Here is a 21,298-nt window from a genome sequence, read left to right as displayed (position 1 = left end):
CGCGGCTCCCTGCCTGCCTCAAAAGGGCTTGACGACCACCAGCACCACGGCGGCGACCAGCAACAGCACCGGCACTTCATTGAACCAGCGGTACCAGCGGTGGCTGCGCTGGTTCACGTCATCGATGAACTTGCGCAGCAGGCGGCCACACGCATGGTGGTAGCCCAGCGCCAGCAGCACGACGAACAGCTTGGCGTGCATCCAGCCGTTGCCCGGGCCACGGCCTATGCCATAGCCCTGCCACAGCCACACGCCCAGCAGCAGCGCCGGCACGGCGAGCAGCGTGGTGAAGCGCATCAGCTTGCGCGCCATCAGGATCAGCCGCTCACGCTCGGCGACCGAGCCCGGAGTGACCATGGCCAGATTCACGAAGATGCGCGGCAGATAGAACAGTCCCGCGAACCAGCTCGCAACGAACACGATATGAAAAGCTTTGACCCATAACATGCTGCCAGTGTACGGGTCGCAAGCCGACCTGCGCCACAAAACGCCCATAGCAGCCAACCTCCGGTCGCGCGAAACAGCTATCCATGCTGCTCGCACCACCCGTAGCCCATGCCACTGGCGCGGCGCAGGTGCGAGGCACCGAGCAAGGGCCGCCCCGCAGCGATGGTGCCGTCCCCCTCAGGGGGAAGCGGCGTAAGCCGCACAGGGGGTGCTTCTTATGATGCACAATTTTCGCTATGCATCTTTCCAGCCCCACCCCCTTCCCCCACAATCGCCCGCGTCGCCTGCGCCGCGACCCGTTCACCCGCAATCTGGTGCGCGAGAGCCTGGTGACGGCCCACGACCTGATCTATCCGGTGTTTGTGCACGAGGGAACGCAGCGGCGCGAGGCCGTGGTCTCGATGCCCAGCGTGGACCGCCTGAGCCTGGACCTGCTGCTGCCCGTGGCCGAGGAATGCGTGCAACTGGGCATCCCGGTGCTGGCGCTGTTTCCGGCGATCGATGCCGCGCTCAAGACGCCCGACGGCAAGGAAGCGCTGAACCCCGACGGCCTGATTCCGCGCGTGGTGCGCGCGCTCAAGAAGGAATTCCCCGACCTGGGCGTGATGACCGACGTGGCGCTGGACCCCTACACCAGCCACGGCCAGGACGGGCTGCTCGACCCCACGGGCTACATCCTCAACGATGACACCGTCGAAATCCTCGTCGGCCAGGCGCTGACCCATGCCGAGGCCGGCGTGGACATCGTCGCGCCCAGCGACATGATGGACGGGCGCATAGGCGCGATCCGCGAAGCGCTCGAAGCCCAGGGCCACATCCACACCCGCATCATGGCCTACAGCGCCAAGTATGCGAGCGCGTTCTACGGGCCGTTTCGCGACGCGGTGGGCACGCGCGGCGCCTTGGGCAAGGCCGACAAGAACGTCTACCAGATGGACCCGGGCAACAGCGACGAGGCGCTGCGCGAAGTCGCGCTCGACCTGGCCGAAGGCGCCGACATGGTGATGGTCAAGCCCGGCATGCCTTATCTGGACATCGTGCGCCGCGTCAAGGACGAGTTCAAGGTGCCGACCTTCGCCTACCAGGTCTCGGGCGAGTACGCGATGATCAAGGCGGCCGCGGCCAATGGCTGGCTGGACCACGACGCGGTGATGCTCGAAAGCCTGCTGGCCTTCAAGCGCGCCGGCGCCGATGGCGTGCTGACCTATTTCGCGATTGACGCCGCGAAAAAGCTGCAGCAACGCTGAGCGAAGTCCGGGCCATGCGCACCCTCCACATCGCCGCCACCGGCCCGGCCCAGGACGTGGGCGAGGAATTGCCGCTGGCCCCGCCTTCGGCGACGGGCTTTTACTGGGTCTCGTGCACCCGGGCCGAATTCGCGGCCCAGTTGCCGGCGCTGCAGGCGATGCTGCTGCGGCTGTGCGGCGTGCCGCTGGTCGACCTGCATGTCTCCGACCTGCTCAACGCCCAGTTGCCTTCGAATTACGACGCGACCTCGCAGTACGACCTGCTGGTGTTCCAGCGCCTGGCGTCGGCGGAAAGCGGCGATGCCCTGGCCGATGCCACGCCAGCCGCACCGCGGCATGGTCCGCCGGTGCTCACGCGCATCGTCACGCGGCCCGTGGGCATGGTGGTGTTCGATCAGTTGCTGCTGACCGTGCACCCCGATGCCTGCCCGGTGCAGGCCCATTTCCTGGCGCGACTGCTCTCGGAGCAGCCCACCGACGCGCGCGGCGGCCCGGCCAGGCGCACCAACAGCCCGGCCGACCTGATGCTGCGCCTGGTCAATCACATGGTCGATGGCTATCTCGAGCTGCGCCGCGATCTCACGCGCCAGCTCGACCACTGGCAGTCGGCGCTGCTAGAGCCCAAGGCGCGTATTTCGAACTGGAGCGCCATCCTCGACGCGCGCCTGGCGCTGCACCAGCTCGACGAGATCTGCGAGGACCAGCGCGCCGCGATCCAGGAATGGATAGAGGCGCTGGACGCCTGGCCCGCGCCGGCCGAACCGGTCTCGCAACGCGAGCGCGAATTGCTCAAGGTGCGCTCGCGCGATGTGCTCGAGCACATCGAGCGCGTGGTCCACCATGTGCGCCGCCTCGAGCAAAGCGCCGAGACCGCGGTGCAGATGCATTTCTCGCTGCAGAGCAACCGCGCCAACGACATCATGCGCACGCTGACCACGATCACCGCCGTGTTCCTGCCGCTGAACCTGATTGCGGCGGTGTTCGGCATGAACTTCGAATTCATTCCGCTGGTCCACAAGCAGGACGGCTTCTGGTGGGCCATGGCCGGCATGGGCGTGGTGTCGCTGGTGCTGATTTCCTTCTTCTGGCGCAAGCGCTATCTGGACCGGCTGGAACGCGCGCCGTAGGAAGCGCCGCTAACGCGACCCAGCAAATCGAAGATTTGCGGTTGCTGCTAGGCGCGGCCGGCTAGGCGCGGTGCCGCAGGCAGTGCAAGTAGCACGACAAGGCGACGCAACGACGCAGCAAGGGTTGTGTTAGCGGCGCTAAGCCTCAGGCCAGGTGCTTGTCGAAGAAGGCCAGCGTGCGGTCGCGCGCCAGCAGCGCGCTGCTTTCGTCGTAGGCGCCGCGGTGGTCGCAGTTGAAGCCGTGGTCGGCGTCGTACAGATGCACTTCGACTTCGGGATGGGCGCGGCCGAAGGCCTGGACCGAGTCGACCGAAATCCAGTGGTCCTGGCGTGCGAAATGCGCGAGCAACGGGCATTGCGGCGCACGCGCCACTTCGGCCGGCGTGGTCATGCCGCCGCCGTAATAGCTCACGGCCGCGGCCAGGCCGGGCAGCGTGCAGGCCGCGCGCCAGGTCATCAGGCCGCCCCAGCAAAAGCCGACGATGCCTACCTTGCCGCCGCTGATCGCCGCGGCATGGGCGATCGCCGCCTGCACTTCGGCCATCGCGCCCGGCGCGGGCAGGGCTTCTGTCGCGGACTTGAGGGCGATGCCGCGCTCCATGTCGGCCGGCGCATAGCCCAGGTCCACATCGGGCTGCACGCGCGCGAACAGGGACGGTGCCACGGCCACGTAGCCGCGCGCCGCAAAGCGGTCGGTCACGGCCTGGATGTGGGCGTTGACGCCGAAGATCTCCTGCAGCACGACGATGGCGCCGCGCACCGGGCCGTCCGGCACCGCAACCCATGCCGGGGCGCTGAAACCGTCGGCCGAGGTCAAATTCACGAAATTTCCCATGCTGTGCTCCGTTCGCTGTTGGTTGACGTCCACCTGCGCAACGCCAATCTGCGACAGGTGTTGTAATGGCGCAAATGCGCGATCAGCGTGCATTCTTACAGGAGACCGCATGACGCACCAGGCGCTACTTCCGATCGACCGATTCAACCTTTGCGCAGGCACACGCTGATGGACCTCAAACCGCTGATCACGCTGGTGGCCATTGTCAATCCGCTGGCCATCATTCCGTTCTTCATCCACTACACCCAGGGCTTCAGCGACGCGCAGCGCCGCGCCACCATACGCACCGCCGCCTTCAGCGCGTTCTGCGTGATTTCGGCCTGCGCGCTGATCGGCCTGCAGGTGCTCGATTTCTTCAACATCTCGCTGCAGAGCTTTCAGGTCGGCGGCGGCCTGCTGCTGCTGATCAGCGCGATGAACATGCTCAACGCCCGGCCCGCCGAGGACCGGCCCAGCGAGTCGGCGCTCGAAGCCGGCGCGGAAAAGGCGGCGATGGGCCACAGCATCGCGGTCGTGCCGCTGACGATTCCGCTGCTGACCGGGCCGGCCGCGATGTCCACCGTCGTGATCTACGCCGACCAGGCGAAGGACATCTGGCAGCATCTCGCGCTGATCGGCTATGGCGTGGTCGTGGCGCTCACGACGGCGATCTGCTTTTCGCTGGCGCAGCCGATTGCGCGTGTACTGGGCAAGACCGGCATCAACGTCATGACCCGGCTGATGGGATTGATTCTGGCGGCGCTGGCGGTCGAAGTCATGGCCGGCGGACTGAGCAAGATGTTTCCGGTACTGGCAATGCGCTAGCTGGCGGTGCGCGCCGCGCCGCCGCTGCAGCGCTCCTTGACCCTGCCCGACAGCGCATTGCAGCGCGCCTGGGCAATCTTGTGGTGCGATCCGGTGCGGACTTCGCGGGTTTGCCGCCCCTGCGCGAGGTGTTGGCGCCGCGCCTCGAGCTCGGCCTTGGCGGCCTCGGCCCAGCCATGGGCCTGGCGTTCGCACAGCTCGGCGGCATCGCCGTCCAGGTTCTCGCACTGCTGCATGTCTTGCCGGAACTGCATGGAAATCCGGCGTTTCGCAGCCATCTGTTCTGAAGCCGCCGTGCCCTGGGACACGGCGCCCAGGGCTGCCGCGGACGTGAGAACGCAGACACTCAATAGCGCATATAGGGTGCGCAGGGATTGCATAGGGGTCACTCCTTGTTCGCCTCACCCTGGGACCGCGCGGACATGCGCTGCCTCGGGCCGGCGAAATCGATACCTTTTAGCAATCGATCAGGATTAGTCGATAGGCACAAAAAGGCTGGAGTGGACTTTAGAAGAAGCTTGGCGCAACCCGCGTAGGGAGACAACAGGCAAGCGCCGTCAGCAATCGCCTACGCCGGCCCGGGGCCAGGCCCCGGGTCTCAACGCCCGAGCTGCTGCAGCCAGGCCTGCATGTCGACAATGACCTTGTCCGTGGCCTGGGTCAGCGCGCGCACGCCGCTGGCCGCATCGGCGCCGGCCGCGGGCTGCTGCGCGATGAACGTCGTCTGGCCCAGCAGCACATCGCCCTGGGCCTGGCGATCGACGAGCGTCGCGCGCAGGCGCACCCAGCCGACGCTGTCCTGCGCCGACAGGAACACATGGCTGAACTCCTCGAGCTCGATCTTGAGCACCGCGGGCGACTGGCCCTGTACCTTGGGCTGCGCGCTGCCGTCGCCGCCGAGCAGCACGGCGCGGTCGCGGCCCAGACCGCTGCTCAGGCGCTGCTGCACCAGCTGCGCGGGCGGCCGCGTCCAGCGCGCGAGCTGGTAGGGCCGCACCACCTGGGCTTCGGCATAGGCCAGGCGGTAGAGCACAGCCGTCTCGGAGTCGCGCAGGCCCGGGGCCTCGACTTCGGCCAGCGCGATCGCGGGCCGCTGGACCTGCGGTGTGGGAGTGGCAGCGGCGCCAGGCACCGGGCCGAAGTCATAGCGCACGGGCTGGGCGGGCGGCTGGGGCAGCACCGAGCAGCCCGCGAGCCACAGGCAGGCCAGCGGCCCGGCAACCCACAGCGCACGGGTGCGCGCGATCTCGAAAAAAGCAGCGGACATGGCGGATTCCTATGGCTGGGGGGTGGGGGCCGCAAAACCGGGTTCGCCCGGGCCGGGGACGGCGCGGCCGCTGCCGTAGATCACCGATTGCGGGTTGTCGCTGAAGCCTCCGGCGGCGGCGCCGAGCTGGCGCGCGGCGCGCGACACGTCGTCGGCCGCGCGGCTCACATGGGGCAAGGTGGTGCGGCCCAGGCCATCGGCGGCGCGCACCAGCGCCTGGGTGCCCGAAGCGATCTGCTCGAGCGGCCCATCGGGCGCATTGATGCGCTGCACGGTCTGGCCCAGATCGTCCGCGACGGCGGCCGTGCTCCTGCCGGCCTGGTCCAGCGACTGCAAGGCCTTGCGCGCATCGGCGGTGAGCGCCGGAATGTCGGCCAGCGCCGGATCGAGCTGCTGGCTCAGCGTCTGCTGCACGCCTGCCGAGAGCTCGCGCACGCTCGCTGCGGCGCCGGCGATATTCTCCAGCGCGCTGCTGAAGCGCTGCTGGTTTTCGTCGCCCAGCATGTCGTTGAGCCGGCGCGTGACTTCATCGACGCGGCCCAGCAGCGCCGGCCCCTGGTCGGCGAGCATGCTCAGCGGCGAGGACTTGAGCCACAGGCGCGGCAAGCCGCTCGCGCCCGGGGGCAGCTGCGGCTGGGGTTCGGCCGCGTCGTCGAGCTGCACATGGGCCAGGCCCGTGACACCCTGGTAGCCGAGCACCGCGAAGGTGGTGGGCGAAATCGGCGTTTCCGTGCCCACGGCAATGCGTATCAGCACATTGCCGCTGGTCTGGGGATCGAAGCCTATGTGCACGACCTTGCCCACGGGCACGCCCTTGTAGCGCACGGCCGCCTGCGGCTGCAGGCCGCCTATGCCGTCCTTGGTGGTCAGCTCGTACTGGTTGTACTGGCTGTGGTCGCGGGTGAGCCACATCGCGAGGCCGGCAAGCAGCGCCGCCACCAGCACCACGAACAGCCCCGCCGCCATCGCATGCGACTTGTTTTCCATCAGGTTTCTCCTGCGGCCGCCTGGCCGCTGCTCAGGGGCGCCATGGCACGCCGGCCGCGCTCTCCCCGGAAAAAGGTTTCGACAAAGGGATGGTCATAGTCCGCGACTTCGCGCGGCGGCCCCGTGACCAGCACCTTCTTCTCGGCCAGTACGGCCACGCGCGAGGACAGTGCAAACAGCGTGTCGAGGTCATGGGTCACCATGACCAGCGTCAGCCCCAGCGCCGCATGCAGTTCGCGCAGCAGCGCGCAGAATTCGTCGGCGCTGGTGGGATCGAGCCCGGCCGTGGGTTCGTCGAGCAGCAGCAGCGGCGGATCCATGATCAGCGCGCGCGCCAGCGCCACGCGCTTGATCATGCCGCCCGAGAGGTCGGAGGGCATGCGCGCGGCATGCTCGGGCTTGAGCCCGACCATCTGCAGCTTGACCATGGCCGCGTCACGTATCAGGTCGTCGGGCAGGCTGCCCTGCTCGCGCAGCGCGAACGCGACGTTGTCGAGCACGTTGAAGGCCGAAAACAGCGCGCCGTGCTGGAACAGCATGCCCACGCGGCTGGCCGCGCCTTCGCGCCCCATTTCGGACGCCGGCCGGCCCAGCACTTCGACCGTGCCCCTGGTCGGCTTGAGCAGCCCCAGCATCTGGCGCAGCAGCACGGTCTTGCCCGTGCCCGAGCCGCCGACGATGGACAGCATCTCGCCTTGCTCGACCACCAGGTCCAGGTCCTGGTGCACGGCAAACGCCTTGTCGCCCTGGCCGAACACGCTCCACAGCCCGGCAATGCGCACCACGGGTATCGGTGCGGCTTGCAGGCTCGGGGAAGGGGGAGTTCCGGCGGCGCTCACCATGTCAAATTCCTACGTCCTTGAACAAAATCGCGAACAGCGCGTCGACAATGATCACCATGGTGATCGCCGACACCACCGAGGCCGTCGTGCCCTGGCCCAGGCTCTGGGTGTTGGGCTCCACGCGCAGCCCCCAGTGGCAGCCTATGAGCGCGATCAGCACGCCGAACACCATGGACTTGCCCATCGCCAGCCAGAGATTGGCCGCATTCACCGCCGCGGGCAGGGCCTGGGCGAAATAGGCGGGCGTGATGCCCATGGTGAGGTCGGCGGCCAGCATGCCGCCGGCGAGCGCCGCCAGCGTGGTCCAGACCGCTATCAGCGGCATGGCCAGCGCCAGCGCCAGCGCGCGCGGCAGCACCAGCCGGAAACCATGCGAAATGCCCATGACCTGCATCGCATCGAGCTCCTCGTTGACGCGCATCACGCCGATCTGCGCCGTGATCGCCGAGCCCGAACGGCCCGCGACCAGGATCGCGGCCAGCATGGGGCCGAGTTCGCGGATCAGCGAAATGCCCAGAATGTTGACGATGAAGGATTCGGCGCCGAACTGGCGCAGTTGCAGGGCCATCAGATAGGCCAGCACCACGCCGATCAGGAACCCGACGAGTGCCGTGATCGGCAGCGCGGTCGCGCCCATGCTGTAGAGATGGCCCGAGATATCGCGCCATGGCGCACGCTGCGGGCGGCGCAGCATGCGTGCGAAATCGAGCAGCAGCTGGCCAATCAGCTCCACCAGTTCCTTGAGATGGCTGCAGCCCGAGAGCACCAGCACGCCGAGCCGGTCGATCTGCTGCAGGGGGCGCCAGCCGGTGGCGGCCGGCTTTTCGCACTGGCTGTACTGCGCGACACGCGCAAGGATTTCGCGCTGTGCGTCGCTGATCTCGTAATGTGCCGGCCACTTTCCGCCCCAGTGGCGCCAGAGGATCTGCGCGCCCACGTAGTCGAGGCGGCCCATGCCCGCGAGGTCCCAGGTCGAAGCGTCGCCCACGGCCTGCAGTTCGCGCTGCAGACGGCGCCAGGCGGCCCGGTCGGCAAAGCCCGCGGCCGTCCAGTCGCCCTGGGGCAAGGCGCGGCCGGCCAAGGCGCGGCCGGCTGAGGCGCGGTCGGCTGCAGTGGCGTCGAGCACAACGGAAGGGGCAAGCGAAGGCGGCATCAAAAGTCAGTGGCGGCGAGGAAGGAACCGGGCCGGGTTGCGCCCGGCGGCATCCAGTTTTGCATATTGCGCAGGCCCCGGCGCGCAGGACGCGACCTCGTTGTGCACTCTAGCGCAAGCGGCTGCCGCAAGGGAATAAAAAACGCCTGCGACGCTCTGGCCCCACGCGCTTTCCCTATCGACAGGGGGCGGCCGATCCGGACAATGGGCCACAGCCTATCCAACCCACGCGCCGCCGCGCCGCGATCCGCACCCATGAGCGACACCACTTTCGACTACATCATCATCGGGGGCGGCACGGCCGGCGCCCTGCTGTGCAACCGCCTGAGCGCCGACCGCAGCAAGCGCGTGCTGCTGATCGAGGCCGGGCGCAAGGACGACTACCACTGGATCCACATTCCCGTGGGCTATCTCTACTGCATAGGCAACCCGCGCACCGACTGGCTCTACCAGACCGAGCCCGAGCCCGGGCTCAACGGCCGCAGCCTGCGCTACCCGCGCGGCAAGACGCTGGGCGGCTGCAGCAGCATCAACGGCATGATCTACATGCGCGGCCAGGCGCGCGACTACGACCAGTGGGCGCAGCTCACGGGCGACGACGCCTGGCGCTGGGAAAACAGCCTGCCACATTTCATGCGCCACGAAGACCATTGGCGGCTGGACGCGGGCGCAAAAGCCGATGCGCCTGCCGACGCGCGCTTCAAGAGCCTGCACGGCAACAAGACCACGGGCAGCACCGGCGAGTGGCGCGTGGAAAAGCAGCGCCTGCGCTGGGACATCCTCGACGCGTTCTCCCAGGCCGCGCAGCAAAGCGGCATTCCGGCCAGCGACGACTTCAACGGCGGCGACAACGAAGGCGTGGGCTATTTCGAAGTCAACCAGAAGGCCGGCTGGCGCTGGAACACCGCCAAGGCCTTCTTGCGCCCCGCCTGCTACGGCCGCGCCAATTTCGAGATGTGGACCATGGCCCAGGCCACGCGGCTGCTCATCGAAACCCAGCCCGACGGCAGCCAGCGCTGCACGGGCGTCGAAGTCGCGACCGGCGACGGCCTGGAGACCGTGCATGCGACCAGCGAAGTGCTGGTCTGCGCGGGCGCGATCAACTCGCCGCAGCTGCTGCAGCTGTCGGGCATAGGCCCGGCGGCGCTGCTGCAAAAGCATGGCATTCCCGTGGTCAAGGACCTGCCCGGCGTGGGCGCCAATCTGCAGGACCATCTGCAGATCCGCACGGTGTTCAAGGTGCAGGGCGCGCCCACGCTCAACGTGCTGGCATCGAGCCTGCTGGGCAAGGCAAGGATAGGCATGGAGTACGCGTTCAAACGCAGCGGGCCGATGAGCATGGCGCCATCGCAGCTGGGCGCATTCACGCGCAGCCGCGCCGACCTGCCCCATCCCAACCTCCAGTACCACGTGCAGCCGCTGTCGCTGGACGCGTTCGGCGAGCCCCTGCACGCGTTCCCGGCGTTCACCGCCAGCGTCTGCAACCTCAACCCGACGAGCCGCGGCACGGTGCAGATCCGCAGCGCGGATTACCGCCAGGCGCCGGCGATCGCTCCGAATTACCTCAGCACCGAGGAAGACCGCCAGGTCGCGGCCGACAGCCTGCGCCTGACGCGGCGCATCGTCGCCCAGCCGGCGCTGGCGCGCTTCGCGCCCGAGGAGTACAAGCCCGGCGTGCAGTTCCAGACCGACGAGGAACTCGCGCGCCTGGCGGGCGACATCGCCACCACCATCTTCCACCCAGTGGGCACGACCAAGATGGGCCGCGTGGATGGACCGAATGCCGACCCCATGGCCGTGCTCGACAGCCAGCTGCGCGTGCGCGGCATCGCCGCGCTGCGCGTGGTCGACGCGGGCGCGATGCCGACCATCACCAGCGGCAACACCAACTCGCCCACGCTGATGATGGCCGAGAAGGTCGCCGAATGGATTCGCAAAAGCCAGGCCAGACCGGCCGGCGGCGCAGTGCACGCGCCCGCCCCACCCGAGCGCGTGCCCGTGGTGGCCTGAGCCGGGCAACCTAGCGGATACCGCCCACATAGCGCTCGGTGCCGCCAGGCGGCTGCGCTCGGTTAGCCGCGGGAGCTGCCACGAAACCCGTTGGCGCGGCAGGCGCTGCGGGCGCGAGCTGCATCGCCCGCTCGAGCTTGTCGGCCCATTCGCCGAGTTCGGGCAATGCGTCCTGCTGGGCGCGCAAACGGCAAAAGCGCACGACTTCGCGCGCGTAGTCGGCATTGCAGGCCATCCATTCGGTGTCGGTCACGCGCCCGGTCCTGCGCCGCAGCAGCACATGCACATGGGCGGCCACGGCCAGTCTTTCACTTTCAAGCATCGCAAACTCCTGTTCCGGTAGCCATCAACCCAGGCGCTCGCGGTGCAGCGCCAGATCCAGCCCGGTCTGCTCGCTGGCACCGGACACGCGCAGTCCCACCAGCCGGTCGGTGAGCCACAGCAGCACGCCGGTGGCGACAAAGCTGAACACCGCGACCACCAGCACCGTCAGCAGCTGCGTGCCGATCTGCGCCTGCACACCGGCGATGCTGCGACTGGCAAACACGCCCGTGAGCAGCGAGCCGACGATGCCGCCCACGCCATGCACGCCGAATACGTCAAGCGCATCGTCGGCGCCAAGCGCGCGCTTGAGCCCGGTCGCGCCCCAGTAGCAGACCGCGCCCGCGATCAGGCCGATCACCAGCGCCGCGCCCAGGCCCACATAGCCGGCCGCGGGCGTGATCGCCACCAGCCCCGCGACCAGTCCCGAGCACAGGCCCAGCAGCGACGCGCGCCGGCGCAAAAGCCATTCGGCCGCAAGCCAGCCAAGCGCGCCGCCCACGGCCGCGAGATGGGTCACGGCCAGCGCCAGCGCCGCGCGGCTGTCGGCCGCGAGCGCCGAGCCCGCGTTGAAGCCGAACCAGCCGATCAGCAGCAAGCTTGCGCCGAGCATGGTCCAGCCCAGGTTGTAGGGCTCGAACGCTTCGCGGCCATAGCCCTGGCGCGGGCCCAGATACCAGGCGCAGGCCAGGCCCGCCGCGCCCGCGTTGACATGCACCACGGCGCCGCCTGCGAAATCCAGCGCCCCGAGGCGCGCGAGCCAGCCGCCGGGCTCCCAGACCCAATGCGCGACCGGCACGTAGACCGCCAGCGTCCACAGCGCAATGAACACCAGCAGCGCCGTGAAGCGCATGCGCTCGACCAGAGCGCCCACCAGCAGCGCCGCGGTGATCACCGCGAAAGACAGCTGGAACATCGCGAACGCCACTTCGGGCACATGGGGCGCCATGTGGCTCACGCTCACGCGCTGGCCGGCCCAGTCGGGATCGAAGCCCGCGAAGCCCAGGCGCGTGACGCCGCCCAGCAGGCCATTGCCGGGCGTGAACGCCAGCGAATAGCCGGCCGCGAACCACAGCACGCTGACCACGCAGGCGACGAGCAGCACGCTGGCCAGCGTGTTGAGCACGTTCTTGCGCCGCACCATGCCCGCATAGAACAGCGCCACGCCCGGCAGCGTCATCAACAGCACCAAGGCCGTGCAGACCATCAGCCAGCCTGTGTCGGCCGCATTCAGCGTGGCCATGTCGACCATGGCTGCAGCCGCATCGCCCGCGGCGCTCGCGGGCAGCGCCCAGGCGGCGCACCACACGCCCCCTGCACCGAAGGCTGCGCTGCGTCCCGTACGCGAGGGCTGCGCGCCCGGGTCTGGACACCTGCGTGTGCCTTGCCTGTCTGCCATGTCCATGCCATGCCTTCCGGGAAAGAGTGGTTGCTGGCAGGAACGCAAGCACAGGGCGTGCCAAAACAAGCACAGACGCCGGCACTGCGTTTCAAACTGTCACACCTAATACACATTGGCGCTCCCCTGGATGGGTATGCACCTCGGGAAAGTCCCAATGCACCAAGCGGGTGCAGGCATTAAAGTCCAGGCACTCAAGTGCACCTCGGTGCGACGAAGAGGGGCCGAGGAGACTACTCGACATAGAAATAGACCAATATTCAAAAAGCATACAACGAGATGCCTTTCCAAAGCGCCGGCGAGTCCGGCGCTTTTTTATTGGTCCCTGCACCGTCTGGCGTGCACGCCGGCGGTGCGACAATCTCGGCCCTATGGAATGGCTCTTTGTTTCGCTGGCCTCGATGCTGGCCGGGTTCGTGGATGCCATCGTCGGCGGGGGTGGGCTGATCCTCGTGCCGGCGATTTTCGCGGCGTTTCCCCATGCGTCCCCGGCCACGCTGCTGGGCACGGGCAAGAGCGCATCGGTCTGGGGCACGACCATGTCGGCCTGGCAGTACGGCCGCCGGGTGCGGATTCCCTGGGCCGCGCTGACGCCGGCCATCGCGGTCAGCTTCGCGGGCTCGTTCGCGGGCGCCTGGGCGGTCACAGTCATCTCATCGAACTTCCTGCGCAAGCTGCTGCCGCTGGTGCTGGTCCTGGTGCTTGTCTATACGTTGCTCAAAAAGGACATGGGCCGCAACCACGCACCGCGCTTCGCGGGCCGCGCCGAAACCCTGGTCGCCTGCACCATAGGCCTGGTCATAGGCTTCTACGACGGCTTCTTCGGCCCGGGCACGGGCAGCTTCTTCGTCTTCCTGTTCGTGCGCCTGCTGGGCTATGACTTTCTCAACGCGTCGGTCTCGGCCAAGCTGCTCAATATCGCGACCAACATCGCGGCGATCGTGCTGTTCAGCCTCAAAGGCCATGTCTGGTGGCATTTCGCGCTTCCGCTGGCGCTGGCGAATGTGGCGGGCAGCGTGCTCGGCACCCACATGGCCTTGCGCCACGGCACGGGCTTCGTGCGCAGCATCTTCATCCTCGTGGTCAGCGTGCTGATCCTCAAGACCGGCTACGACGCTTTCCTGCGCTGAGTTTCCGGCCGGCAATACCCATAAAGTCAGCAAGCGCTTGCACTTTCTTCAGGCCTTGCACAGCAAGCCTATGCGGGTTTAGCCGTGTTGCGCGGCGCCCGCTGCGCGCGCAATGATGGCAGCAGGGCCCAGGCCCGGCCTTCCAGGAGATGCGCATGAAGATTCTGCCTACCTTCACCCTCGCGGTCGCGCTGTGCGTGGCCGCCACCGCCGTGCAGGCGCGGCCGCTGGAGGCGGTGCGCAAGGACGGCACGCTGCTGATCGCGACCGAGGGCCACTACGCGCCGTTCAATTTCTTCCAGGGCAAGCAGCTCACGGGCTTCGAAGTCGAAGTCGCCGAACTCGTGGCGCGCAAGATGGGCCTGACGCCCCAGTGGAAGACGCTGAGCTTCGACGCCCTGCTCACCGGCCTGCAGCAGGACCGCTGGGACGTGGTGATCGCCTCGCACGCGATCACCGAAGAGCGCGCCAGGGCCGTGACCTTCGCCGCCCCGCACTACTGCTCGGGCGGCACCATCGTCTCGATGACGCCGACGCTGCGCAGCGCCGGGGACCTCGCGGGCAAGACCGTCTCGGTGCAGACCGGCACCACCTATGCGGCCGAAGTCCAGCGCCTGCCGGGCATCCAGTCGGTGAAGAACTTCCCCGCCGATACCGATGCACGCAACGCGCTGGTCTCCAAACGCGTCGATGCCATGGTCACCGACCGCTTCGTCGCCAAGGAGTTGCTGCGCAAATCGCCCAAGGCCGGCTTTCACCTGGGCGAGATGGTGACCGTCGAGCGCATTGCCGCGGCCATGGCACTGGGCAATACCGGCCTGGCCGATGCCTGGTCGCAGGCGCTGCAGGCGGTGATGGCCGACGGCAGCTATGCGAAGGTATCGCAGAAGTACTTCCAGGAAGACATACGCTGCCCGGCCGGCCGCTGACCCGGCCGCACGCCCGAGGCCCCCCATGCCCATCGCTTTCTGGCCCGCGCACTGGACGCGTCTGCAGCGCAGCAATGCGACGCTGGTCACGGCGCTGCTGTTGCTGGTGCTGGTCGTTGCCACGCTGGGCAGATTGTTTTCCTGGCTGCCCGAACCCATAGGCTCGAACGCGCAGACCTTTGCCGAAGGCGCGCGCACCACGCTGTGGCTGACGCTGGTCAGCGGCGCCGTGGGGCTGGTGCTGGGCACGGCCACGGCGCTGGCGCGCACTTCGCGCTGGGCGCTGCTGCGCTGGGTCGCGCGCTTTTACCTCTGGGTGATACGCGGCACGCCGCTGCTGGTGCAGATCCTGTTCGTCTATTTCGCCCTGCCGCTGCTCGTGCCCGGCCTGCGTCTGCCGGAGTTCGCGGCCGCCGTGCTCGCGCTGGGCCTCAACGCGGGCGCCTACAACAGCGAAGCGATACGCGCGGGCCTGCTCGCCGTGCCCCTGGGCCAGACCGAGGCCGCGCGCGCGCTGGGCCTGGGCCGGCGCCATGTGTTCCTCGACGTGGTCATGCCCCAGGCGTTCAAGATGGCGCTGCCGCCGCTGGTCAGCAACTTCGTCGCGCTGCTCAAGGACTCGTCGCTGGCCTATGCGATCGGCGTGGTCGAGCTGACCAACGTCGGCCACCGCATCCAGTCGGTGACGTTCCAGCCGATCGCGACGCTGACCACGGTGGCGCTGACCTACCTGGTGCTGACCACGCTCGTGACCCAGGCGACCCAGGCCATCGAGTACCGCTTCGACATCGAAGGCCGGTCGCAATGAGCGCCGCGCCCTACATCGTCATCGACCGGGTCTGCAAATCGTTTGGCCCGCAGCCCGTGCTGTGCGAGGTCTCGACGCAGTTTCGCAGCGGCGAAGTCAGCGTGATCATCGGCGCTTCGGGCTCGGGCAAATCGACGCTGCTGCGCGCCATCAACCGGCTCGAGCCGCACGACAGCGGCACGATCACCATCGCCGGCGTGCCCGTGGGGCCGCATGAAGCCACGCTGCAGCAGCAGCGCACCGACGTGGGCATGGTGTTCCAGCAGTTCAACCTGTTCGGCCACCTGACGGTGCTCGACAACCTGACGCTGGCGCCGCGGCGCATCCACAGGACGCCGCGCGCCCAGGCCAATGCGCAGGCCATGGCCTTGCTGCGCCGCGTGGGCCTGCAGGAGCATGGCGCCAAATACCCGTGGCAGCTGTCGGGCGGACAGCAGCAGCGCGTGGCCATTGCGCGCGCGCTGGCGATGAACCCCAAGGTGATGCTGTTCGACGAGCCGACATCGGCGCTGGACCCCGAAATGGTGCAGGAGGTACTGGACGTGATGCGCGAGCTCGCGCGCGCGGGCATGACGATGATCGTCGTGACCCATGAGATGGGCTTCGCGCGCGAAGTCGCCGACCGCGTGCTGTTCTTCGACCAGGGCCGCATTGCGCATGAAGCGCCGCCGGCCGAATTCTTCGGTCAGCCGGCCAGCGAGCGCATCCGCGCGTTCATCGGGCGCATGGGCGGGGGCGGCCGCAGGTGCGGGTGGAAAGGGGTCGGGCAGTGTCCTGCGCGGCAGGCCTTCGAGCACGATGCTGTCGGCGGGCACGGCGATGTCGTTCGCGCGGCGCGGCTGGCCTATGGGCACGCGCGCCTGGCCGGCGCGCACCGCGGCCATGTCTTCCTCGCTCGGGTACTGGCCCAGCAGCCAGTAGTCGAACACCCGGCGCGCGATAGGCGCCGCGGCCACGCCGCCAAAGCCCGCGTTCTCGACGATCAGCGCGAGCGCTATCGTCGGCTTGTCGGCCGGGGCGTAGGCCATGTAGAGCGAATGGTCGCGCTGGTACTCGGTGAGCTTGGCCGCATTGTATTTTTCCTTCTGGCCTACGCCCACGGCCTGGGCCGTGCCGGTCTTGCCGGCCGAGGCATAGGGCGCGCCCATGAAGATGCCGCGCGCCGTGCCGTCGACCGTGACGGCCGCGACCGCGCGGCGCACGGCCTCGACGTTCTGCGGTTTATAGCCCAGGTCTATGCCCGCGGGCTGCGGCAGCTGCTGGTAGCGCCGGCTCAGCGCATCGATCTTGCCCAGGCCCAGGTGGGGCTGGTGCTTGACGCCGCTGTTGGCCAGCGTCGCGGTTGCATGCGCGAGCTGCAGCAGCGTGAAGTTGTTGTAGCCCTGGCCAATGCCCAGTGAAATGGTTTCACCCGCATACCATTTCTTCTGCTCGGGGCGCTTGTAGGTGTTGCGCTTCCACTCCTGGCTGGGCAGCACGCCGCGCACTTCGCCGCGCACGTCCAGGCCCGTGATCTGGCCAAAGCCCAGCGGCTTCATGAAGTCGTGCATCGCATCGACGCCCATGTCGTTGGCCAGCTGGTAGAAATACACGTTGCTCGACTTGACGATGGCGCGGTGCAGGTCCACCGGGCCGTTGGGGTGGCCGCTGCGGAACGTATGGCCGCCGAAGGTCCAGCTGCCATTGTCCTGCGTGATGCTGTCGGGACGGCGCGCGCCCCGTTCGAGCGCGCCCAGCGCCATGAAAGGCTTGTAGGTCGAGCCCGGCGGGTAGGTACCGCGCAGCGCGCGGTTGAGCATGGGCCGGTCTATGGACTCGTTGAGCTGCGCCCAGCTTTCCTGGTCGATGCCGTCGACGAACAGGTTCAGGTCGAACGCCGGGCGGCTGACCATGGCCAGCACTTCGCCATTGCGCGGGTCGATGGCGACCAGCGCGCCGCGGCGATTGCCGTAGAGCTGCTCGACCATGCGCTGCAGGCGGATATCGAGCGACAGCACCAGGCTGTCGCCCGGCGTCGCGGCGCGGCTGCCGAGCTTGCGCACCGCGTAGCCGCCGGCCGAGGTCTCGAGCTGCTCCCAGCCGGTCAGGCCGTGCAGGTCCTGCTCGTAGCTTTGCTCTATGCCCAGCTTGCCTATGACTTCGGTGCCGCGGTAGTTGGCCGCATGCTCGGAGTCCTCGAGCGCTTCCTTCTCGCGCGGGTTGATGCGGCCGATGTAGCCGATCACATGGCTGGCGGTCTCTTCGAGCGGGTAGGAGCGAAACAGCCGGGCCTTGATGTCCACGCCGGGGAAGCGGTAGCGCTGGGCCGCGAAGTGCGCGACTTCCTCGTCGCTCAGCCGGGTGCGTATGGGCAGCGACTCGAAGTTCTTCGAGTCCTCGACCAGGCGCTTGAACTTGCGCCGGTCGCGCGGCGTGATCTCGACCAGCGTCGCGAGCTCGTCTATCGTGGCTTCGAGGTCCTTGACCTTGGCGCGCGTGATCTCCAGCGTATAGGCGGCGTAATTGGTCGCGAGCACCACCCCGTTGCGGTCGAGGATCTGGCCGCGGTTGGGCACGATGGGCACGACCGCCGTGCGGTTGCTTTCGGCGCGTTCGGCCAGGTCTTCGTGGCGCACCACCTGCAGCACCAGCAGCCGCCAGACCAGCAGGCAGAACGCGAGCAGCACCACGACCGCGACCACCCAGATGCGCAGGCGAAAGCGCGACTGTTCGGCTTCGGAGTCGAGCACTTCCATCATGCGGCGGCCCTCCCGCGGCGCCGCGCGCTATCCAAGGCAGGCCAGAGCATCATGCGCACCATTTGCTCACAGGGGCCGGTTTTCGTCGGCGTCGGGCGCGCGCCGCTGCGGCGCGAGCAGCAAGCCGCTGATCAACGGCCAGAGCAGGGCCTCGACGACCGGCGCGATGACCATGCTCCAGCCGGGAAAGACGCCGCCGCCGATCAGGCGCACGATCAGCGCCACGGCATGGGCCAGGAAGAACAGCGGCAGCATCTGCAGCGCCTGCACCGGCAGGCTGAACCACAGCAGGCGCCGCCGCACGCTCACGGCGCCAAACACCAGCAGGCAATAGACCAGCGCGTGCTGGCCCAGCAGCGCGCTGTGCTGCACGTCCATGCACAGGCCGAAGATGAAGGCCAGGCCCATGCCCACGCGCTGCGGCTGGTGCACGCTCCAGAAAGCGAGCAGCAGCATCAGCATGTCGGGCATCCAGGCCACGCGGCCCAGCGGCAGCATGTTGATGGCCAGCGCCGCGACCAGGCTCGCGCCCATGAACACCGGGTTGACCGGCAGCAGCAATGGCTGGCCGCGCGGCATGATCATCGCGAAGTCTCCTGGCGCACGGGGGCTGCGGGTTTGGCCGCGGCCGGCTTGGGTGCGGCGGTCGCGCCCGCTGCCGGCGCCTTGGCCGCAGGCGCCGCCAGCGCGCTCGACTGGGCCGCGGGTGCATCGTCCGCGGCCGCCAGCGCCAGCGGCGGCAGCACGAGCACATGGCGCACCTGCTGGACACGGGCCATGGGCTCGCAATAGATGCGCGAGAACGCAGAATCGGCGCGGTGCTCGACGCGCAGCACGCGCGCCACCGGAATGCCCGCGGGATAGACGCCGTCGACGCCGCTGGTGGTCAGCAGATCGCCCTCGACCACATCGGCGTTGCTCGGCACGAAGCGCAGCTCTATGCTGCCGCCGCCCCCGGGCGACGGATCGCCATAGGCGACGCTGCGCGCGCCGGTGCGCGGGTTGAAGACGGGAATCGCCTGGTCACGGTCGATCAGCAGCGTGACTTCGCTGCGCAGCGGATAGACCCGCGTGACCTGGCCCAGCACGCCGTTGGCATCGAGCACCGGCGAGCCCAGCACGATCTGCGAGGTCTGGCCCCGGTCGATCACCACGCGGCGGGTATAGGGGTCGGGCGTGTCGTGCACCACTTCGGCCGCCTGGCCGGGGCTGACCAGGTGATCGCGCAGCGCCAGCAAGGCGCGCAGATGCAGGTTCTCTTCGAGCAATTGTTCCGACAGGTGCGCGCTTTGCGCGATCTGTACCAGCCGCTGGTCGGCCGCGCGGGTCTGGGCCTGGGCCTGTTCGAGCGACTGCAGGTAGCCCGCGCCCTGATTGACCAGCGCGACGGGCTGAACCATCAGCCACTGCACGGGATAGAGCACGCTGGCGACGACCTGGCGCACCGGCTCGGTGAGCTTGAAGCGTGCGTCGGCCACCATCAGAAACAGCGCCAAGGCGCTGTAGAAAGCCAGCTGCGACAGCGCCGACGGCCCCTGGCGAAACAGGGAAGGCACGCGCCGGTCCAGAGTTTCCACCGACATCAGACGAACCTCGGCGCTGCCGGCGTTGCCACAGGCAGTAGGGAGTCTTGCGCAGCCATGGGTTTCACTCCTCGCCGTTCACCGCAGTCCGTGCAGCCTCGCGGCTTACTCGCTGGTGAAAATGCTGCCTTGGCGATCCAGCGTCTCCAGGGCCATGCCGCAGCCGCGCACCACGCAGGTCAGCGGCTCTTCGGCGACCAGCACCGGCAGGCCGGTTTCCTCGGCCAGCAGGCGGTCGAGGTCGCGCAGCAGCGCGCCACCACCGGTGAGCATCATGCCGCGCTCGGCGATGTCGGCGCCCAGTTCGGGCGGCGTCTGCTCGAGTGCGTTCTTCACGGCCGAGACGATCTGGTTGAGCGGTTCGGTCAGCGCTTCGAGCACTTCGTTGCTCGAGATCGTGAAGCTGCGGGGCACGCCTTCGGAAAGGTTGCGGCCCTTGACTTCGATCTCGCGCACCTCGGAGCCGGGGAAGGCCGAGCCGATCTGCTTCTTGATCAGTTCCGCCGTGGGCTCGCCGATCAGCATGCCGTAGTTGCGGCGGATGTAGCTGATGATGCTTTCGTCGAACTTGTCGCCGCCGACGCGCACCGAGCCCTTGTAGACCATGCCGCCCAGCGAGATCACGCCGACTTCGGTCGTGCCGCCGCCGATGTCGACGACCATCGAGCCCGAGGCTTCGGACACGGGCAGGCCCGCGCCTATGCCTGCGGCCATCGGCTCCTCGATCAGGTGCACGGTGCGCGCGCCCGCGGCTTCGGCCGCGTCCTTGATCGCGCGGCGCTCGACCTGGGTCGAGCCGCAGGGCACGCAGATGATGATGCGCGGGCTGGGCGCGAACAGCGTCCGGGGGTGCACCATCTTGATAAACTGCTTGATCATCTGCTCGGTGATGACGAAATCGGCAATCACGCCGTCCTTCATCGGGCGGATGGCTTCGATGTTGCCCGGCACCTTGCCGAGCATGGCCTTGGCCTCTCGGCCGACGGCCTGGATCACCTTCTTGCCGTGCGGGCCGCCTTCGTGGCGGATCGCGACTACCGAGGGTTCGTCCAGGACAATGCCTTTGTCGCGGGCGAAAATAAGCGTATTTGCTGTGCCAAGGTCAATGGCCAGGTCGGTGGAGAAATACCGACGGAAAGCTCCGAACATTCAAAAGTCCTCTCAGGCACGGTCGGCGCGTCGGCCGGCCATCGCCAGGTATCAGGGGGGGTGGGAGTGCAATTGGGTTCAATGCCGCAAATACCGCCTCAAAAGATGGTAATGCGGCAAAGCCGAGATAATACCGTATCCCCTGTGAATAACCCCTGCCGACTTGACCCGGATCACAGCTTTACTTCTGGTTTCCTCTTTCTAAAACCCTATGGCACTGACCTCTCAAGACATCGAGCGCATCGCCAATCTGGCACGGCTTGAACTATCCTCCACCGAGAGTGAGCGCATGCTCGCCCAGCTCAACGGCTTCTTCGGCATCGTCGAGAAGATGCAGGCTGTGGATACTTCGGGCATTGCGCCGCTGTCCCACCCCGTGGCGGCCATCGAGGACGTGCAATTGCGCCTGCGCGAGGACATTGCCAGCGAGCCGAATAACCGCGAAGCCAACCAGAGCAATGCGCCAGCCGTCGAGCGCGGCCTGTTCCTGGTTCCCAAAGTGATTGAGTAAGGCTTTCCCCG

General features: G+C 67.9%; 20 protein-coding genes and 2 pseudogenes. 9 read left to right on the top strand and 13 right to left on the bottom strand.

Features of this window, described 5'->3' with window-relative positions; genetic code table 11:
* Positions 1-18 precede the first annotated feature (18 nt).
* Positions 19-447, bottom strand: coding sequence for a CopD family protein (locus GVL12_RS04760; protein WP_159911507.1), 429 nt, complete (start codon positions 445-447; stop codon positions 19-21).
* Between the two features lie 236 nt (positions 448-683).
* Here GVL12_RS04760 and hemB point away from each other — a divergent pair, with 236 nt between their 5' ends.
* Positions 684-1,694: a porphobilinogen synthase gene (gene hemB, locus GVL12_RS04755; protein WP_159911506.1), complete on the top strand. Its 1,011-nt coding sequence runs from the start codon at positions 684-686 to the stop codon at positions 1,692-1,694.
* Between the two features lie 14 nt (positions 1,695-1,708).
* On the top strand, positions 1,709-2,821 hold the full coding sequence (locus tag GVL12_RS04750; protein ID WP_159911505.1) for a magnesium transporter CorA family protein: 1,113 nt from the start codon (positions 1,709-1,711) through the stop codon (positions 2,819-2,821).
* Positions 2,822-2,966: 145 nt separating this feature from the next.
* Here GVL12_RS04750 and GVL12_RS04745 read toward each other — a convergent pair whose 3' ends face one another.
* A complete protein-coding gene (locus tag GVL12_RS04745) occupies positions 2,967-3,656 on the bottom strand; it encodes a dienelactone hydrolase family protein (RefSeq protein ID WP_159911504.1) in 690 nt (229 codons plus the stop codon).
* 168 nt (positions 3,657-3,824) lie between these two features.
* On the opposite strand from GVL12_RS04745, the gene GVL12_RS04740 reads away from it, so the two are divergent.
* Complete coding sequence (locus GVL12_RS04740) at positions 3,825-4,460, top strand: MarC family protein (RefSeq protein ID WP_159911503.1); 636 nt, start codon at positions 3,825-3,827, stop codon at positions 4,458-4,460.
* Here the strand turns inward: GVL12_RS04740 and GVL12_RS04735 are convergent.
* The 5 genes from GVL12_RS04735 to GVL12_RS04715 form a co-directional block, all read right to left on the bottom strand.
* Complete coding sequence (locus GVL12_RS04735) at positions 4,457-4,840, bottom strand: hypothetical protein (protein ID WP_159911502.1); 384 nt, start codon at positions 4,838-4,840, stop codon at positions 4,457-4,459. The two genes, GVL12_RS04740 and GVL12_RS04735, sit on opposite strands and share 4 nt — an antisense overlap.
* A gap of 218 nt (positions 4,841-5,058) precedes the next feature.
* Positions 5,059-5,727, bottom strand: coding sequence for an ABC-type transport auxiliary lipoprotein family protein (locus GVL12_RS04730; RefSeq protein ID WP_159911501.1), 669 nt, complete (start codon positions 5,725-5,727; stop codon positions 5,059-5,061).
* Positions 5,728-5,736: 9 nt separating this feature from the next.
* On the bottom strand, positions 5,737-6,714 hold the full coding sequence (locus GVL12_RS04725) for an MlaD family protein (RefSeq protein WP_159911500.1): 978 nt from the start codon (positions 6,712-6,714) through the stop codon (positions 5,737-5,739).
* Positions 6,714-7,556, bottom strand: a complete 843-nt coding sequence (locus GVL12_RS04720) for an ABC transporter ATP-binding protein (RefSeq protein ID WP_159911499.1) — start codon at positions 7,554-7,556, stop codon at positions 6,714-6,716. Before GVL12_RS04720 ends, GVL12_RS04725 begins: the two co-directional genes overlap by 1 nt.
* Before the next feature lies 1 nt (position 7,557).
* Positions 7,558-8,709 carry an ABC transporter permease gene (locus GVL12_RS04715; RefSeq protein WP_159911498.1) on the bottom strand — a complete coding sequence of 384 codons (1,152 nt, stop codon included), beginning with the start codon at positions 8,707-8,709 and terminating at the stop codon, positions 7,558-7,560.
* Positions 8,710-8,964: 255 nt separating this feature from the next.
* Between GVL12_RS04715 and GVL12_RS04710 the strand changes: the two genes are divergently transcribed.
* Positions 8,965-10,719 (top strand): GMC family oxidoreductase, encoded by a 1,755-nt coding sequence (locus tag GVL12_RS04710; protein ID WP_159911497.1) that lies wholly within the window; start codon positions 8,965-8,967, stop codon positions 10,717-10,719.
* Between the two features lie 10 nt (positions 10,720-10,729).
* Here the strand turns inward: GVL12_RS04710 and GVL12_RS04705 are convergent, their stop codons facing one another.
* Both GVL12_RS04705 and GVL12_RS04700 read right to left on the bottom strand, forming a co-directional pair.
* Positions 10,730-11,041: a hypothetical protein gene (locus GVL12_RS04705; protein ID WP_159911496.1), complete on the bottom strand. Its 312-nt coding sequence runs from the start codon at positions 11,039-11,041 to the stop codon at positions 10,730-10,732.
* Positions 11,042-11,065: 24 nt separating this feature from the next.
* On the bottom strand, positions 11,066-12,349 hold the full coding sequence (locus GVL12_RS04700; protein ID WP_235033803.1) for an ammonium transporter: 1,284 nt from the start codon (positions 12,347-12,349) through the stop codon (positions 11,066-11,068).
* 461 nt (positions 12,350-12,810) lie between these two features.
* Here GVL12_RS04700 and GVL12_RS04695 point away from each other — a divergent pair, with 461 nt between their 5' ends.
* The 4 genes and pseudogenes from GVL12_RS04695 to GVL12_RS26230 form a co-directional block, all read left to right on the top strand.
* The gene (locus GVL12_RS04695) at positions 12,811-13,569 is read left to right on the top strand and encodes a TSUP family transporter (protein ID WP_159911495.1); all 759 of its coding nucleotides are present in this window, start codon (positions 12,811-12,813) and stop codon (positions 13,567-13,569) included.
* A gap of 155 nt (positions 13,570-13,724) precedes the next feature.
* Positions 13,725-14,498, top strand: a complete 774-nt coding sequence (locus GVL12_RS04690; protein WP_159911494.1) for an ABC transporter substrate-binding protein — start codon at positions 13,725-13,727, stop codon at positions 14,496-14,498.
* Between the two features lie 25 nt (positions 14,499-14,523).
* Positions 14,524-15,306 (top strand): amino acid ABC transporter permease, encoded by a 783-nt coding sequence (locus GVL12_RS04685; protein WP_159911493.1) that lies wholly within the window; start codon positions 14,524-14,526, stop codon positions 15,304-15,306.
* A pseudogene (locus GVL12_RS26230) lies at positions 15,303-16,034 on the top strand (amino acid ABC transporter ATP-binding protein); the annotation flags it as partial. The gene GVL12_RS04685 and the pseudogene GVL12_RS26230, both read left to right, overlap by 4 nt.
* Positions 16,035-16,229: 195 nt before the next feature.
* Here GVL12_RS26230 and mrdA read toward each other — a convergent pair.
* The 4 genes and pseudogenes from mrdA to GVL12_RS04665 form a co-directional block, all read right to left on the bottom strand.
* Positions 16,230-18,041, bottom strand: a pseudogene (gene mrdA / locus GVL12_RS26470) (penicillin-binding protein 2); the annotation flags it as partial.
* A 69-nt stretch (positions 18,042-18,110) separates the two neighbouring features.
* Positions 18,111-18,629, bottom strand: a complete 519-nt coding sequence (gene mreD, locus GVL12_RS04675) for a rod shape-determining protein MreD (protein WP_159911492.1) — start codon at positions 18,627-18,629, stop codon at positions 18,111-18,113.
* Entirely contained in the window at positions 18,626-19,627 is a 1,002-nt protein-coding gene (gene mreC, locus GVL12_RS04670; protein WP_159911491.1) for a rod shape-determining protein MreC, read from the bottom strand. The genes mreD and mreC overlap by 4 nt, the downstream gene beginning before the upstream one ends.
* 105 nt (positions 19,628-19,732) lie before the next feature.
* A complete protein-coding gene (locus GVL12_RS04665) occupies positions 19,733-20,776 on the bottom strand; it encodes a rod shape-determining protein (protein WP_159911490.1) in 1,044 nt (347 codons plus the stop codon).
* A 211-nt stretch (positions 20,777-20,987) separates the two neighbouring features.
* Between GVL12_RS04665 and gatC the strand changes: the two genes are divergently transcribed.
* Positions 20,988-21,287: an Asp-tRNA(Asn)/Glu-tRNA(Gln) amidotransferase subunit GatC gene (gatC, locus tag GVL12_RS04660; RefSeq protein ID WP_159911489.1), complete on the top strand. Its 300-nt coding sequence runs from the start codon at positions 20,988-20,990 to the stop codon at positions 21,285-21,287.
* Positions 21,288-21,298: the final 11 nt, after the last annotated feature.

Source organism: Pantoea sp. 18069 (assembly GCF_902706035.1).
Classification (GTDB): Bacteria; Pseudomonadota; Gammaproteobacteria; order Burkholderiales; family Burkholderiaceae_C; genus Comamonas.
Note: the sequence above shows the minus strand (reverse complement) of the source record. Positions and strands in the feature narration are given on the sequence as shown.